This window comes from Streptomyces sp. NPDC002232 (assembly GCF_042890295.1).
Taxonomy (GTDB): Bacteria; Actinomycetota; Actinomycetes; order Streptomycetales; family Streptomycetaceae; genus Streptomyces.
Map to the genome: position 1 here is coordinate 30,562 of NZ_JBIARV010000008.1, position 14,179 is coordinate 44,740.

General features: G+C 72.7%; 16 protein-coding genes. 9 read left to right on the forward strand and 7 right to left on the reverse strand.

The window, feature by feature from the left end; genetic code table 11:
* Positions 1 to 11 precede the first annotated feature (11 nt).
* Positions 12 to 497, forward strand: coding sequence for a MarR family winged helix-turn-helix transcriptional regulator (locus tag ACFYXU_RS34000; RefSeq protein ID WP_389461480.1), 486 nt, complete (start codon positions 12 to 14; stop codon positions 495 to 497).
* 69 nt (positions 498 to 566) lie between these two features.
* Here the strand turns inward: ACFYXU_RS34000 and ACFYXU_RS34005 are convergent, their stop codons facing one another.
* Positions 567 to 1,304, reverse strand: a complete 738-nt coding sequence (locus tag ACFYXU_RS34005) for a Mut7-C RNAse domain-containing protein (RefSeq protein WP_389461482.1) — start codon at positions 1,302 to 1,304, stop codon at positions 567 to 569.
* 112 nt (positions 1,305 to 1,416) lie between these two features.
* On the reverse strand, positions 1,417 to 2,295 hold the full coding sequence (locus ACFYXU_RS34010) for an NAD(P)H-binding protein (RefSeq protein WP_389461484.1): 879 nt from the start codon (positions 2,293 to 2,295) through the stop codon (positions 1,417 to 1,419).
* 111 nt (positions 2,296 to 2,406) lie between these two features.
* Here ACFYXU_RS34010 and ACFYXU_RS34015 point away from each other — a divergent pair, with 111 nt between their 5' ends.
* Complete coding sequence (locus ACFYXU_RS34015; protein WP_376511755.1) at positions 2,407 to 2,877, forward strand: GNAT family N-acetyltransferase; 471 nt, start codon at positions 2,407 to 2,409, stop codon at positions 2,875 to 2,877.
* A gap of 119 nt (positions 2,878 to 2,996) precedes the next feature.
* On the opposite strand, the gene ACFYXU_RS34020 is transcribed toward ACFYXU_RS34015, so the two are convergent.
* Genes ACFYXU_RS34020 through ACFYXU_RS34030 form a run of 3 tightly spaced genes read right to left on the reverse strand, consistent with a single transcriptional unit; the run spans position 2,997 to position 4,709 of the window.
* The gene (locus ACFYXU_RS34020) at positions 2,997 to 3,524 is read right to left on the reverse strand and encodes a GNAT family N-acetyltransferase (RefSeq protein WP_389408889.1); all 528 of its coding nucleotides are present in this window, start codon (positions 3,522 to 3,524) and stop codon (positions 2,997 to 2,999) included.
* Between the two features lie 14 nt (positions 3,525 to 3,538).
* Positions 3,539 to 4,405, reverse strand: a complete 867-nt coding sequence (locus ACFYXU_RS34025) for a DUF6597 domain-containing transcriptional factor (RefSeq protein WP_389408888.1) — start codon at positions 4,403 to 4,405, stop codon at positions 3,539 to 3,541.
* 55 nt (positions 4,406 to 4,460) lie between these two features.
* Positions 4,461 to 4,709, reverse strand: coding sequence for a hypothetical protein (locus ACFYXU_RS34030; RefSeq protein WP_329853059.1), 249 nt, complete (start codon positions 4,707 to 4,709; stop codon positions 4,461 to 4,463).
* A gap of 255 nt (positions 4,710 to 4,964) precedes the next feature.
* Here ACFYXU_RS34030 and ACFYXU_RS34035 point away from each other — a divergent pair, with 255 nt between their 5' ends.
* Complete coding sequence (locus tag ACFYXU_RS34035) at positions 4,965 to 5,804, forward strand: ABC transporter substrate-binding protein (RefSeq protein ID WP_389408886.1); 840 nt, start codon at positions 4,965 to 4,967, stop codon at positions 5,802 to 5,804.
* A 73-nt stretch (positions 5,805 to 5,877) separates the two neighbouring features.
* Here the strand turns inward: ACFYXU_RS34035 and ACFYXU_RS34040 are convergent, their stop codons facing one another.
* On the reverse strand, positions 5,878 to 6,288 hold the full coding sequence (locus ACFYXU_RS34040; RefSeq protein ID WP_376511763.1) for a MerR family transcriptional regulator: 411 nt from the start codon (positions 6,286 to 6,288) through the stop codon (positions 5,878 to 5,880).
* A 116-nt stretch (positions 6,289 to 6,404) separates the two neighbouring features.
* On the opposite strand from ACFYXU_RS34040, the gene ACFYXU_RS34045 reads away from it, so the two are divergent.
* A complete protein-coding gene (locus tag ACFYXU_RS34045) occupies positions 6,405 to 8,360 on the forward strand; it encodes an APC family permease (protein WP_376511765.1) in 1,956 nt (651 codons plus the stop codon).
* Between the two features lie 11 nt (positions 8,361 to 8,371).
* On the opposite strand, the gene ACFYXU_RS34050 is transcribed toward ACFYXU_RS34045, so the two are convergent.
* Complete coding sequence (locus ACFYXU_RS34050; protein WP_376511767.1) at positions 8,372 to 8,974, reverse strand: hypothetical protein; 603 nt, start codon at positions 8,972 to 8,974, stop codon at positions 8,372 to 8,374.
* Positions 8,975 to 9,205: 231 nt separating this feature from the next.
* Between ACFYXU_RS34050 and hemL the strand changes: the two genes are divergently transcribed.
* The 5 genes from hemL to ACFYXU_RS34075 all read left to right on the forward strand — a co-directional run bounded on the left by hemL (position 9,206) and on the right by ACFYXU_RS34075 (position 14,176).
* Positions 9,206 to 10,552, forward strand: a complete 1,347-nt coding sequence (hemL, locus tag ACFYXU_RS34055; RefSeq protein ID WP_329853390.1) for a glutamate-1-semialdehyde 2,1-aminomutase — start codon at positions 9,206 to 9,208, stop codon at positions 10,550 to 10,552.
* Positions 10,549 to 11,244, forward strand: coding sequence for a histidine phosphatase family protein (locus ACFYXU_RS34060; protein WP_376511769.1), 696 nt, complete (start codon positions 10,549 to 10,551; stop codon positions 11,242 to 11,244). Before hemL ends, ACFYXU_RS34060 begins: the two co-directional genes overlap by 4 nt.
* A gap of 214 nt (positions 11,245 to 11,458) precedes the next feature.
* Positions 11,459 to 12,736 (forward strand): hypothetical protein, encoded by a 1,278-nt coding sequence (locus ACFYXU_RS34065; protein ID WP_389461695.1) that lies wholly within the window; start codon positions 11,459 to 11,461, stop codon positions 12,734 to 12,736.
* Between the two features lie 77 nt (positions 12,737 to 12,813).
* A complete protein-coding gene (locus ACFYXU_RS34070; protein WP_389408883.1) occupies positions 12,814 to 13,431 on the forward strand; it encodes a TlpA family protein disulfide reductase in 618 nt (205 codons plus the stop codon).
* A gap of 22 nt (positions 13,432 to 13,453) precedes the next feature.
* On the forward strand, positions 13,454 to 14,176 hold the full coding sequence (locus tag ACFYXU_RS34075; RefSeq protein WP_361395032.1) for a cytochrome c biogenesis protein CcdA: 723 nt from the start codon (positions 13,454 to 13,456) through the stop codon (positions 14,174 to 14,176).
* The last annotated feature ends 3 nt before the right edge of the window (positions 14,177 to 14,179 follow it).

Genomic DNA, 14,179 nt, shown 5'->3' on the forward strand with positions numbered 1-14,179 from the left:
ACAATCTCTGCATGACGCAGAAGAGGTCCGGCCGGCGCGAAGCGCTCATGACCGAGCTGTACGGGGAGGCCCGCCGCTACATGGCCGCCTACGCCCTGTTCAACCAGGCCGTCGCCGACCACCTGGGTCTCCACCCGACCGACGTGCAGTGCCTGAACCTCCTCAGCCTGGAGGAAGGCCCCGTGACCACCGGGCGGGTCGCGGAGCTGACCGGGCTCACCACCGGCTCCGCGACCCGGCTCGTGGACCGGCTCGAACGCTCCGGCTACGTCACCCGCGAGCGCGACACGGAGGACCGGCGCCGGGTCCTCGTCGCCCTCGTCCCCCTGCGGATGGCCGAGCTCGGCGATCTCTGGCGGAAGCTCAACAGCACCTGGGGCACGATGTTCGACGTGTACAGCGATGCCGAGGTCGCGCTGCTCATCGCCCACATGCGGCGCACCGTCGAGGTCAGCGCCGCACAGGTCGAGCGGCTGCGCGGCGGCGACCTCGCCTGAGGCCGGGGCCGGGTCCGCTGCCGGGCGGGCGGTCGGATCGGCGGCCGTGACCGGGCCTCTCGCCGCGGCTCAGTGAGGCGTCGCCGCGCCGAACTCCCGCACCGCGTCGGTGACGATCGCCTCCAGGCGGGCGTGGTGCGCGCCCCGCCAGTACACCCTGCCGCACGCCACGCACTGCGCGAACACGTCGTACGTCTTCTCGGTGCCCTGCTCCAGCCGCTCGCGCACCGCGTCCTTGTCGGCGCCGCTCAGCTCCCCGTTGCACGCCGTGCAGCGGGTCCAGGGCGCCAGTGCCGGCGCGAACCGCTCCAGCACGTCGCGGAGCTGGTCCTCCGGCCGGTCGCTGTAGACGTACGCGCCGGCCCACAGCTCGCGTCGCCGCAGCAGGCCGCGGTCCCGGGAGAGCATGACGCGCCGCTCCCGCGCGGAGAGCGCGGCCAGGGCGGGGTCGCCGATGTCCTCGCTCTCGTACGCCGCGTCCACGCCGAGCAGCCGCAGCCGCCGGGCCAGCGTGCCGAGGTGCACGTCGAGCAGGAACCGGAGCGGGGCGCCCGGCACCGGCTGCGGGCGGACGGCCTCCTCCACCCGGACGGTCTCGCCCGCGACCGGCACGTGCGAGGCGTCGACGGGCCGTCCGTCCACCAGCAGGCGGCCCGCCTCGGTCAGGGGCACCCCCACCGATTCCACGACGTGCCCCAGGGACGAGGTCCCGTCGGTGGTGAGGGGGGTGAGGCCGCCGCGCCGCTCCGCCGAGACGAAGAGGTGCAGTCCGGGGGCGAAGCTGATCTGGATCTCCGGTCCGTTCACGGGGTCAGGATGGCACCGCGGTTCGGTCCGGGGCCACTGGATTCGCCGCCGCGCCCACCCCGGGCCCCACCCCGTGCCCCGCACCGGTCGGCGTCGTGCCGGTGGCGCGGCCTCAGACGCGGGGGAGGCCGCGCGCGGCGGCCGGGTCGAAGGCCTCGGCGTGGTCCTCCGCCCAGGTGCGGAAGGTGCGGGGAGCGTGGCCCGTCAGGGTCTCGACGGTCTCCGTCAGCGGGGTCGGGCGGCCGTCCTGCGAGGACCAGTACGCGAGGAGGGCGTCCGCGAACGGCTCCGGCATGAACGGGGTGACCGACGTCTTCCACGCCTCGGGCGTGACGGTCGTGTAGGGCGCCGGCCGGCCCGTCACCTCGGCCACGATCGCCAGCTGCTCGGCGAAGTCCAGCGACTCGGGGCCGGTCAGCAGGTGCGAGGAACCGCGCAGCCGGGGCTCGGTGAGGACCGCGAAGGCGGCTTCGGCGAGGTCCAGCTCGTGGATCGGGTCGCTGTGCGCGTGCGGATACGGCAGGGCCGGTCCGTGGCCCTCCCTGAGCGGCCACGCCCACTGCAGGGCGTTCGTGGCGAAGGCGCCGGGCTGGAGGACGGTGGCCTCGAAGGCGCCCGACTCCGCGGCGGCCGACAGGGCGCGCTCGGCCGCGAGGTGCGAGGCCGCGATCGCGTTCCCGGCGGCGTCCGGGGCGAGGACGGAGCTGGAGGAGAGCAGGGCGATGTGCCGGACGCCGGCGGCGCGGGCCCGGTCGGCGAAGGTGCCGACGTGGGCGGCCTCCGCGTACAGGAAGACGGATTCCACGCCGTCCAGGGCGGCGTCGAAGGTGGCCGGGTCGGTGAGATCGCAGCGGACCGCGGCCACGTCCGGGGGTGGGGAGAGGGCGTCGGGGTTCCTGGATCCGGCCCTGGCCTCGACGCCGGCGGCGGCGAGCAGGCCGAGCAGGGTGGCGGCGACGCGGCCGCGGCTTCCGGTGACGAGAACGGTCATGGGAGATCCTCCAGAGTCTTCTGCGCTGCGCATCATCTGCGTGGCGCAGTCAAATATCCGCGACCGTGCCGCGCCCGTCAACCCTGAAAAAACCTGGGGTACCGTCCCGGCATGAAGATCACCGACCTCGCCCCCGGCGACCCCCGCCTGGAGAGCGACCTCCTGCCGGTCCTCTCCGAGCTCCGCCCCCACCTCACCCCGGAGCTCTTCCGCGAGGTCTACGAGGCCGGGCACGCCGAGGGGCTGCGGTTCAGCGCCGCCTGGACGGACGAGGGCCGCTGCGTCGGTGCCGCCGGCTGGCGGATCGTCAACAACACCAGCTCCCTGCGCCAGCTCTACGTCGACGACCTGGTGACCGCCGCCGCCGAGCGCTCCACCGGCGTCGGGCACGCGCTCGTCGCCCACCTGGAGGAGCACGCCCGCGCGGCCGGCTGCCGCGAGCTCAACCTGGACTCCGGCACCCACCGCACCGGCGCCCACCGCTTCTACCTGCGCGAGCGCTTCGACATCGTGGCCTTCCACTTCAGCCGGCCGCTCACCGCGCCGGACGCGGGCCAGGCCCGACAGGCCCAGGCCGAGTAGAGCGGGCCGGAGCCGGCAGGCCCGAGCCGAGCAGAGCGGGACCGGACCCACAGGCCCGAGCCGAGTAGGCGCGGCCGGAACCGGCAGACCCTACTCGGCCAGGGCCGACGCCTCCGCGCCTACACCCCCTGGCCGAGGTCGAACCGCCAGTCGTTGCAGCGCATCGGGTTCCCCGGCGGGTACTCGAAGTCCCGCTCGCCGAGCAGCTCGAACCCCGCCTTGCGGCACACCGCGTTCGACGCGGCGTTGTCCGCGGACGGGAAGGCGTGCAGATGGCGGCGCAGCCCCGCCGCCCGGGCCTCGGCGACCACCGCGCGCGTGGCGGACGTCGCCAGGCCCCGGCCCTGGAAGCCGGGCAGCACCGCCCACCCCGTCTCGTACACCGGCTCGCCGTCCCAGGTCTGCGCCCAGAAGCCGATGCTGCCCACCACGGCCTCCTCCGGCAGCAGCACGATCCGGAACATGCGCCCCGTGCCCGCCGCGTCGGCGCTCAGGTCCACGTACCGCCGGTGCCGCCGGTCGAGCTGCTCCTCGGTCTCGGGGCCGCCGAGATGGTCCATCAACTCCGGTGCGTTCAGGGCGCGCAGCAGGGCCGCGTCCCCCTCGGACCAGGCTTCCAGGCGGACGTGCGCTGTGTCGTCGGTCATGCCCGTACGGTAGGTCAGGGCACTGACACCGCGCGGGCGTACGCGGTCGGCGAGGCCCCGATCGTCGCCGTGAAGTCCCGTACGAGATGGGCCTGGTCGCTGTAGCCCAGCTCGGCGGCGAGCGCGGCCCAGTCCGGGGGGCCCGCGGCCTCGGCCCGCTCCAGGGCCTCGTGGATCCGGTAGCGCAGGATCACCCACTTCGGCCCCACGCCCACGTGACCGGCGAACAGCCGCTGGAGCGAGCGCGAGGACAGGCCGCTCGCGGCGGCCAGCCGGGACACCTTGCGGACCGAGCGGTCCGAGCGGATCAGGTCCACCAGTTCCATGGCCTGCCCGGCCGCCGGGTCGGGCGCGGGGCCGCGGGCCAGGAGGAAGGCGTCGAGCGCCGCCACGCGCGCGTGGTCCTCGTCGGGGCCGAGCACGGCGGTGAGCGGGTCCGCCCCGGTGCCGCCGGGCGGCGGCGCCGGGAAGACCTCCGCCAGCGGCACCCGGCGGCCCGTCCACTCCGACACCGGCCACGCGGGCGCGAAGGGCCGGAAACCGCCGGGACGGAACTGCACGCCGCAGACCCGGCCCGCGTCCGAGAGCTTCTGCGTGAACAGGCCGAGCCCGACCCCCGACACCTCGGCCGAGGCGCTCGCCTCGGCGGCGGGGGAGCCCAGTGCCCCGTACCGCTGGAAGACGACGTTCACCGAGGGGTGCGGGACGAGGTGGCTCGCGTACGGCTCCGGCAGCTCCCAGTCGATCAGCCAGTAGTGCTCCAGGTAGGGCCGCAGCTCGGGCGCCGGGGCGTGCCGGCGGAAGCGGACCCGGGAGAGCAGCTCGGCGGGGTCGACGATGCCCCGGGTGTCCCGGCGGGGCTGGGGCGCTGATGCGGGCATGGCCAGGATGCTAGGGGGTGTCTTGTCGATCGGGCCGGGCTCGCGGCGAGGCCCGTCAGCGCAGGCGGCCCGCCGGGCCCGGGGTGAGCCGGGACACGACCTGGCCGAAGGCGTGCTCCTCCGCGGGGGTCAGCGGCACCGACTCCTGCGGGTGCCAGACGCGCTCCAGCGGGGTGCCGGCCGGATCGCGGCGGGTCCGGGCGCGGGCGCGCAGGCTCAGCGTCAGCCAGGCCACCGTGGACACGGCGAGCAGGCCGAAGAGGGTGATCACACGGGGGTCCGAGAACTGGCCGGGCAAGGACATGGCGCACTCCAGGGCGTGAGGGCCGCCCGCGTCCGGCGCGCCCCGGCAGGTGGCGCGCGGGCACGACGGCATCGACGATTCCTACTGTTTCCTCCCGACCCGTTCAGTTAACACCACCCCGGGGGACTTTCGGCAGGGGGGCCGGGACCAAAGTCCCCACCCCGGCGGCCGCCTCCCGGAGGCCCTCTTGTGCGGGCCGGGGAACCGTTCCAAGGTGACGGGCGAGGGAGATTCCGGCCGGGGAGGAGCAGCCGCATGTCCGGAGCGCAGGCATGGGGATTCACGGACGACAGGGGTACGGAGCTGGGGGCGGAGCGCGTCCCCGCGCGGGTGGTGGCGTACGTGCGGGCGGGCGCGGCCCTGCTCGACCTGGGGGTGGAGCCGGTCGCCGTGTACGGCTCCGGGCACGACGGCGCCGCCCTGGATCCGGCGAAGGCGGGCGGTCTGGCGGCGGCCGGGGTGCCGTACCTCGGACCGGGCCGGGCCCTGGACGCGGAGGTCCTGCGGGAGGTGCGCCCGGACCTGATCGTCGACGTGACCTACGACGGCAAGAGCCCGTACGCGCTCGACGAGGCCGTCGCCGCGCCGCCGGGGGTCCCGCTCGCGGCGCTCTCGGTCGGCAACGAGCTCACCCTTCCGGCGATCCTCGACCGCTTCGCCGCGCTGGCCGCGGGCCTCGGCGCGGAGCCGGTGCGCACGGCCCCGGACCGGGAGCTCGCCGCCGCGGAGGCCGAGCTCCGCCGCGTCGCCGCCGCCCCGTCGGCGCCCGCCGTCCTGGCGCTCTCCGGTGCCGGGCCCGAGCAGGTGCACCTGGCCCGTCCGGCCGCCTGGCCGGAGCTCGCGCACCTCGCCGGGCTCGGCGTGCGGCTGCTCGACCCGGGGCCCGGGCCGGGCGCCAACTGGCTCACCGGGGACTGGGCCGGGGCCGCCGGGCTCCGCCCGGGTCTGGTCCTCTTCGACGAGCGGGAGCACGCGACCCCGCCGTACGAGCTGCCCTCCGGGGTGCGCCTCACCCCGTGGAACCCCGAGACCCCGCCGAGCCCGGCCGCGTACGCCCGCTTCTTCCGCGTCCTCGCGGAGGCCCTGGCCCCCTGAGCGGTGCCGACGACCTGCCCGGCGCCCGCCGAGGGCCTGCCCCCGAAGCCGCCCTGACGCCCCGCCCCGCCCCCTAAGCGGCCCCGAGCCTCGTGCGGAGCGAGGAGGCGAACTCCTCGGCCCGGGTGAGCTGGGCCCGGAGCTCGGCGACGCGTTCCGCCGCGGCGGCCTCGTAGCGGCGGACGCGGGCGACGAGGGCCGACCGCTCGTCCGGTTCGAGTTCCGCGTCCGTGCCCGGGCGGTCGGCGGACAGCCGGTCCACCGCCGTGAGGAGTTCGCGGGTCTCGTCGAGGGTGAAGCCGAGCGGCTTCATGCGCCGCACGACCATCAGCCGGGACACGTCCGCGTCCGTGTAGAGCGGGAAGCCGCCCTGTGAGGCCGCGGACGGGACGACCAGCCCGCTGTCCTCGTACTGCCGGATGGTCCGCAGCGGCAGTTCGGTCCGTGCGGCGACCTCGCCGATCTGCATCGGCCGGCCTGCCATGCCTCCTGCGCTCACGCGTCGGGTCCTTCCTCGTCGGGACTCCCGCGGGGGCGTACGGGTCCCCACAGGGCGCGGCTTCCGCGCATTAGATACCATTCGTCCTAACTTCAGCACTTATGAGAGCTGGAAGTGCGGCGAAACGCCTGTTGGTAGGTCGTCCGTTGGACAGCGGGCGGCTCGGGGAGACGCTGCTGCCCAAGCGGGTGGCCCTGCCGGTCTTCTGCAGCGACCCGCTGTCCTCGGTCGCGTACGCCACCGAGGAGATCCTTCTCGTCCTCGCCCTCGGCGGCCTCGCCGTGCTCCATCTGGCCTGGTACGCGGCGGTCGGCATCGTCGTCCTGCTGCTGGTCGTCGTGGCCTCGTACCGGCAGACCTGCTACGCCTATCCGGGCGGCGGCGGGGCCTACGTCGTCTCCGCCGAGAACCTCGGACAGCGGGCGGCGCTGACCGCCGCCTCCGCGCTGCTCATCGACTACGTGATGACCGTGGCCGTGTCGGTCGTCTCCGGGGTCGCCGCCATCACCTCGGCGGCCCCCTCGCTCGACGGGCACGCGGTGGCCCTTTCGGTGTTCTTCGTCGCGCTCCTGGCCTGGATGAACCTGCGGGGGGTCCGCGAGTCGGGGCGCTGGTTCGCCGTCCCCACGTACGCGTTTATCGGCGTCATCTACCTGATGTTCGCCGTGGCCGCCGTCCGGATGGCGACCGGCGCGACGATCCGCGCCGAGTCCGCGGACCTGCCCGTGGACAAGGTCTCCACCTACTCGGGGATCGCGCTCGTCCTGCTCGCCCTGCGTGCCTTCGCCTCCGGCTGCACCGCCCTGACCGGCGTCGAGGCCGTCAGCAACGGCGTGCCGGCGTTCGCGAAGCCGAAGAGCCGGAACGCGGCCATGACGCTCGCGATCATGGGCGCCTTTTCCGCGACCATGTTCTTCGGGATCACCGTGCTTGCCATGGTCTACGAGGTCCACGTCGCGGAGGACCCCACCGAACTCGGGCTCCCTCCGGGCACCCCGATGTCCACGGCGCTCGCCCAGATCGGACGGGCCACCTTCGGCGACTGGCACGTCCTCTTCTACGCGCTCCAGGCCGTCACCGCCGGCGTCCTGGTCCTCGCGGCCAACACCGCCTTCAACGGCTTCCCGATGCTCGCGTCCGTCCTCGGCCGGGACCGCTTCGCGCCCCGCCAGCTCTTCCACCGCGGCGACCGGCTCGTCCACTCCAACGGCATCGTCCTCCTCGCGCTCGCCGCCATCGCCCTGATCGTGGCCTTCGACGCGCAGCTGACCCGCCTCATCCAGCTGTACATCATCGGCGTCTTCGTCTCCTTCACCCTGTCCCAGGCCGGCATGGTCAAGCACTGGCGGCGTGAACTCGCCGGCCCCGCGGGGGCCACCGCCCGCCACTCGATCCGCCGCCGCCTCGCGATCAACGCCTTCGGCGCCTGCCTGACGGCGGTCGTCCTGGTCATCGTCCTCATCACCAAGTTCACCCACGGCGCCTGGCTGGTCGTCATCGCGATGCCCGTGCTCTACGCCGGGATGAAGGGGGTCCGGCGGCACTACGACACGGTCGCCGCGGAGGTAGCCGTCGGCCCCGGGGAGCGCCCCCACCCCCTCGCCGCGAACCACGTCCTGGTCCTCGTGGCCTCCGTGAACGCGCCGAGCCTCCGGGCCCTGTCGTACGCGAAGACCCTGCACGCCGACTCCCTCGCCGCCGTCACCGTCGCCGAGGACCCGGCGGAGGCGGAGGTGCTCCGCGCGACCTGGGAGGCGCACGGCATCGACGTGCCGCTGCGGGTGCTCAGCTCCCCGTACCGCTCGCTCGTCCAGCCGATCCTGCGGCACGTCCGCGACGCGCCCGGACGGACGGCGGACTCGGTGGTCTCGGTCGTCATCCCCGAGTACGTGGTGGGGCACTGGTGGGAGCAGCCGCTGCACAACCAGAGCGCGCTGCGCCTCAAGACGCGTCTGCTGTTCATGAAGAACGTCGTGGTCGTCGACGTCCCCTACCGGCTGGCGTCCGCCCGCGAGCTGGCCGCCGAGCGGGCCAGGGCGGCGGCCGACCGGCCGTGAGCGTCAGCGGCTCACGGCCACACCAGGCAGTACGGCTGGTGGCCCGCCTCGTGGAGGCGGACCGAGAAGTCCTGCCACTCGTGGAGCAGCTGGTAGACGTCGAAGGCGTCGCGCGGGCCGCCCCGGTCCGGCACCGTCGACCAGATGAAGGCGGCGGCGCCGACCGACTCCTCGCCGATCCCGCGCAGCGGGTCGACCACGGTCATCGGCAGCTTCACCACGGCGTAGTCCGGGTGCAGCACGACCAGTTCCAGCGGCGGCACCTTGTGCAGGGGCATGCCCTGGATGCCGGTCAGGACCATGGCGGCTATCGTCTCGGGCTTGATCTTGGTGAACATCCCGCCCATGCCGAGCTCGTCGCCGCCGAGCTCCTCGGGGCGCATCGAGATCGGGACCTGGGCCGCCGTGGCGCTGTTGGGCGCGCCGAAGTACTTGTACGTCACCCCCAAGCTCCGGCCCCCGGTCGCAGGGGGCGGCTCGCCCGCGGGCTCGGGCCTCGGCCGGCCCTCCGCCGCCGGGGTCTCCTCGGTCCGCCGGCGCCGGTGCCTTCCCCGCCGGGCAGACTCCGGGCCCAGGTCGTCCGTCCCCTCGCCCGGTCCGCCACCGCGATGCATATCTCCACCCGACTGCTTTTTCTCGGCAACACGACCCCGCCGCGCAACCCGATCATCGTGTCAGTGACCTCCCCCGCGTTCGTACGGTGAAACACCTGTCCGCAAGAACGCCGTGGCCTCTGACACCATGGATTCCGTGAGTCATCCCCATGTCGCCCCAGTTTCGCAGACGCGGAAGGGGTACGCCCCGGCGTAGTACAGAGGATGTCCACCACCGTCCCTCCGTTCCCGATGTCGTGCCCGAAGTCGTTCTCGCAGGTCAGGATCACAGTGCCGTATTCATACGAAGCCCCAGTCTCACAGACGCTTTTCGACCGCGCTTCCCTCGTGACGCCCGGCGGCGTGAACTCACCGGTGCGTGCCTTCCGGGCCGTGGGCGGAACGCCCCGGTTCATGGTGTCCGGTTCCGGTCCGTACCTCACCGACGCGGACGGTCGTGAGTACGTCGACCTGGTCTGCTCGTGGGGACCGATGATCCTCGGCCACGCGCACCCCGAGGTCACCGCCGCGGTGCAGGCCGCGGTGGCCCGCGGCACCTCGTTCGGCACGCCGGGCGAGGGCGAGGTCGCGCTCGGCGAGGAGATCGTCGCCCGGATCGAGCCGGTGGAGCAGGTCCGGCTCGTGTCCTCCGGGACCGAGGCCACGATGTCCGCGATCCGGCTCGCCCGCGGGTTCACCGGGCGCGCGAAGGTCGTCAAGTTCGCGGGCTGCTACCACGGCCACGTGGACGCGCTGCTCGCCGCGGCCGGTTCGGGTCTGGCCACCTTCGGCCTCCCGGACACGCCGGGTGTGACCGGCGCCCAGGCCGGGGACACGATCGTGCTGCCCTACAACGACCTGGAGGCGGTGCGGGCGGCGTTCGCCGCGAACCCGGGCGAGATCGCCTGTGTGATCACCGAGGCCTCGCCGGGCAACATGGGCGTGGTCCCGCCGGTGGCCGGTTTCAACCAGGGCCTCGCGGACCTGTGCCGGGAGAACGGCGCGCTGTACGTCTCCGACGAGGTGATGACCGGTTTCCGTACGAGCCGGGCCGGCTGGTACGGCGTGGACGGCGTGAAGCCGGACCTGATGACCTTCGGCAAGGTCATGGGCGGCGGCTTCCCGGCGGCCGCGTTCGGTGGCCGCGCGGACGTCATGGGGCACCTGGCGCCGGCCGGGCCGGTCTACCAGGCGGGCACCCTCTCCGGGAACCCGGTCGCGACCGCCGCCGGGCTCGCGCAGCTGCGGCTGCTCGACGAGGACGCGTACGCCACGGTGGACGCGGTCTCCAAGGAGATCCAGGGCCTGGTCACGGCCGCGCTGGCGAAGGAGGGCGTGGCGCACCGGCTGCAGACCGCCTCCAACATGTTCTCGGTGTTCTTCACCGCGGACGAGGTGCGGAACTACGACGACGCGAAGCGGCAGGAGGCGTTCCGCTTCAACGCGTTCTTCCACTCGATGCTGGCCGACGGGGTGTACCTGCCGCCGTCCGCGTTCGAGTCGTGGTTCGTGTCGACCGCGCACGACGAGCGGGCGATCGAGCGCGTCGCCGCCGCCCTGCCGGCCGCCGCCCGCGCCGCGGCGGAGGCCACGGCATGAGCGAGCGGAACACGGGCGACCAGGACATCACCGTCGTCCACCTGATGCGTCACGGCGAGGTGCACAACCCCGACGGCGTGCTGTACGGACGGCGGCCGGGCTACCACCTGTCCGAGCTGGGCCGGCAGATGGCGGACCGGGTCGCGGAGAGCCTGGCGGCCCGGGACATCACGCATGTCGTCGCCTCCCCGCTGGAGCGGGCGCAGGAGACGGCGGCGCCGATCGCGAAGACGCACGGTCTGGATCTGGCGAGCGACGAGCGGCTCATCGAGGCGGCGAACGTCTTCGAGGGCAAGACGTTCGGCGTCGGTGACGGCGCGCTGCGGAAGCCGGCGAACTGGAAGCACCTGACGAACCCGTTCCAGCCGTCCTGGGGCGAGCCGTACGTCGAGCAGGTCGTGCGGATGATGGGCGCGCTCGACGCGGCGAAGGACGCGGCGCGGGGGCACGAGGCGGTCTGCGTCAGCCACCAGCTGCCGATCTGGATCGTGCGCAGCTTCGTGGAGAAGCGGCGCCTGTGGCACGACCCGCGGCGCCGGCAGTGCACGCTGGCCTCGCTGACCTCGTTCACGTACCGCGGCGACAAGATCGTGTCGGTGGGGTACAGCGAGCCGGCCCGGGACCTCGTCCCGGCGCATCTCCTGGCGGGCGCGAAGCCGGTGAAGGGGAAGTCGAAGGCTTTCGGCGCGTAATCCTCACACCGTGGACACGTGGTCCACGGAACAGCTGCACACCCGGGCGGCACAGTTCAGGGCGATCGGATGATGAGGTTCATATCATCCGATCGCCCTGAAATTTTTGTGCGAATTTCCGGAACCTCCGTGTTCCTCCCCGCATCTCACTCATTGTCGGTTTGGATGACTTTCAGGTCATACTTCAGCGCGAATGGGGATGTTCATGCGCGGGATCAGCGGAATCAGTCGAAGGGGGCTGCTCGGGGCGGGCGTCGGGGCCGCGGCGGCGATGGGACTCGCCGCTTGCAGCACCGGTAACCAGGACAAGCCGGGACGTTCCGGACCTGGCAAGGGGGGTGACGTCTCGGCGGACCCGGGCACGCCCACCCCGACGAAGGGCGACGCCCGGCTCATCGGCGACGGTTCCACCGCCGACACCGGCAAGCAGCCGCACCAGCCCGACGCCCCCGTCCCGCTCGAACCCGGCCAGACCCCGCCCCAGTTCGTCGTCTTCTCCTGGGACGGCGCCGGCGAGGTCGGCAACGGACTCTTCCCGCGCTTCCTCGAACTCGCCAGGAACAACGACGCGGCGATGACCTTCTTCCTCTCCGGGATCTACCTCCTCCCCGAGGCGAAGAAGAACCTCTACCGCCCGCCGAACAACCGCGTCGGCGCCTCCGACATCGGCTACCTCACCGACGCGCACATCAAGGAGACCCTGAAGCACGTCCGGCAGGCCTGGCTCGACGGCCACGAGATCGGCACCCACTTCAACGGCCACTTCTGCGGCGGCTCCGGCTCCGTCGGCAACTGGACCCCCGCCCAGTGGCAGAGCGAGATCGACCAGGCGACCACGTTCGTCACCGAGTGGAAGACCAACACCGGCTGGACCGACCTCGACCCGCTGCCCTTCGACTACTCCAAGGAGCTCGTCGGCGGCCGCACCCCCTGCCTCCTCGGCCAGGACAATCTGCTCCCCACCGCCAAGCGCCTGAACTGGCGCTACGACGCCAGCTCGCCCGGCGGCCGGCAGACCTGGCCCGTCAAGCGCCAGGGCATCTGGGACCTGCCCCTCCAGGCCGTGCCCTTCCCCGGGCACTCCTTCGAGGTCCTCTCCATGGACTACAACATGCTCGCCAACCAGTCGAAGAACACGACCAAGGGCATGCCCTCGCGCTATCCCGGCTGGCGCAAGCAGGCGGCCGAGGCGTACCTCTCCGGCTTCACGCGCGCGTACGAGTCGAACCGGGCGCCCTTCTTCATCGGCAACCACTTCGAGGAGTGGAACGGCGGCATCTACATGGACGCCGTCGAGGAGGCGCTCAAGGGGATGGCCGGGAAGAAGGACGTCCGGCTCGTCTCCTTCCGGCAGTTCGTCGACTGGCTCGACGTCCAGGACCCCAAGATCCTGGAGAAGCTGCGCTCCCTGGAGGTCGGCCAGAAGCCCGCGGGCGGCTGGAACGCCTTCCTCAGGCCCACGCCCGCCACCCCGTCCACCCCGGCCGCTTAGCCGCTCTTGACAAGGGGCTTTACGGGCACGTAGGGGGGTGCCCAAGATCCCCCAAACGCCCATGCGAAACTTTTCACATGAGCCTTAGCCGCGCCCCCCGACGCACCCGGCGGACCCTGGCCGCCGTCGGACTGCTGTCCGCCGCCGCCCTGACGCTCTCGGCCTGCGGCGGCGAGAACAACGGCAAGTCCGGCGGCGGCGGCAACACCAACTTCGTGACCAACACGGGCGGTGTCTCCACCGTCGCCAAGGGCGAGCGCACGGCCCCGAACGACATCGCGGGCGAGACCCTCGACGGCAAGCGGCTCGACGTCGCCGACCTCAAGGGCAAGATCGTCGTCCTGAACGCCTGGGGCTCCTGGTGCGGCCCCTGCCGCGCCGAGGCCCCGCACTTCGCCAAGGTCGCCAAGGACCTCAAGGCCCGGGGCGTCGAGTTCGTCGGACTCAACACCCGCGACCCCAACAAGCAGCCCGCGATCGCCTTCGAGGAGGACTACGGGGTGCCCTACCCCAGCCTCTACGACCCGCAGGGCAAGCTCATCCTCTTCGGCTTCCCCAAGGGCACGCTCAACCCGCAGGCGATCCCCTCCACCGTCGTCCTCGACAAGGAGGGCAAGATCGCCGCCCGCTCCCTCATGGCGCTCGACGAGAAGAAGCTCCGGTCGATGATCGAGCCCCTGCTCGCGGAGAAGTGACGTGGACCCCAACCAGACGGTCATGAGCGGCGCCCTGCTGCTCGCGCTGCCCATCGCCGTGCTCGGCGGGCTCGTCTCCTTCTTCTCGCCCTGCGTCCTGCCGCTCGTGCCCGGATACCTCAGCTACGTGACCGGCGTCACCGGCACCGACCTCGCCGAGGCCCGGCGCGGCCGGATGACCGCGGGCGCCGCCCTCTTCGTCCTCGGCTTCTCCGCCGTCTTCGTCTCCAGCGGCGCCCTCTTCGGCTACTTCGGCTGGACGCTCCAGGAGCACCGCGAGACGCTGACGACCATCCTCGGCGTGCTCATGATCCTCATGGGCGTCTTCTTCCTCGGGCTCATGCCCTGGTTCACCCAGCGCGAGTTCCGCCTCCACAAGCGGCCCGTCGCCGGCCTCGTCGGAGCCCCCCTCCTGGGCGCGCTCTTCGGCATCGGCTGGACCCCGTGCATCGGCCCGACCCTCGCGGCCGTCAACGCCCTCGCCGCCCAGGAGGCCAGTGCCGGACGCGGGGCGCTGCTGACCCTCGCGTACTGTCTCGGACTCGGACTGCCGTTCATCCTCACCGCCATCGCCTTCCGCAAGGCACTCGGCGCGTTCGCCTGGGTGAAGAAGCACTACGCCTGGGTGATGAGGATCGGCGGCGGCATGATGATCGTGACCGGTGTCCTGCTCCTCACAGGCGCGTGGGACAGCATGGTGGCCACGATGCAGGGCTGGTCCAGCGGCTTCACGGTGGGGATCTGAGTT

Coding starts and splice junctions, on each gene's coding strand:
- ACFYXU_RS34050 (WP_376511767.1), bottom strand. CDS start 8,974: ATGCATCGCGGTGGCGGACCGGGCGAGGGGACGGACGACCTGGGCCCG.
- ACFYXU_RS34025 (WP_389408888.1), bottom strand. CDS start 4,405: ATGCCCGCATCAGCGCCCCAGCCCCGCCGGGACACCCGGGGCATCGTC.
- ACFYXU_RS34015 (WP_376511755.1), top strand. CDS start 2,407: ATGAAGATCACCGACCTCGCCCCCGGCGACCCCCGCCTGGAGAGCGAC.
- ACFYXU_RS34030 (WP_329853059.1), bottom strand. CDS start 4,709: ATGTCCTTGCCCGGCCAGTTCTCGGACCCCCGTGTGATCACCCTCTTC.
- ACFYXU_RS34060 (WP_376511769.1), top strand. CDS start 10,549: ATGAGCGAGCGGAACACGGGCGACCAGGACATCACCGTCGTCCACCTG.
- ACFYXU_RS34020 (WP_389408889.1), bottom strand. CDS start 3,524: ATGACCGACGACACAGCGCACGTCCGCCTGGAAGCCTGGTCCGAGGGG.
- ACFYXU_RS34000 (WP_389461480.1), top strand. CDS start 12: ATGACGCAGAAGAGGTCCGGCCGGCGCGAAGCGCTCATGACCGAGCTG.
- ACFYXU_RS34045 (WP_376511765.1), top strand. CDS start 6,405: ATGAGAGCTGGAAGTGCGGCGAAACGCCTGTTGGTAGGTCGTCCGTTG.
- ACFYXU_RS34010 (WP_389461484.1), bottom strand. CDS start 2,295: ATGACCGTTCTCGTCACCGGAAGCCGCGGCCGCGTCGCCGCCACCCTG.
- ACFYXU_RS34040 (WP_376511763.1), bottom strand. CDS start 6,288: ATGGCAGGCCGGCCGATGCAGATCGGCGAGGTCGCCGCACGGACCGAA.
- ACFYXU_RS34070 (WP_389408883.1), top strand. CDS start 12,814: ATGAGCCTTAGCCGCGCCCCCCGACGCACCCGGCGGACCCTGGCCGCC.
- ACFYXU_RS34035 (WP_389408886.1), top strand. CDS start 4,965: ATGTCCGGAGCGCAGGCATGGGGATTCACGGACGACAGGGGTACGGAG.
- hemL (WP_329853390.1), top strand. CDS start 9,206: ATGTCGTGCCCGAAGTCGTTCTCGCAGGTCAGGATCACAGTGCCGTAT.
- ACFYXU_RS34075 (WP_361395032.1), top strand. CDS start 13,454: ATGAGCGGCGCCCTGCTGCTCGCGCTGCCCATCGCCGTGCTCGGCGGG.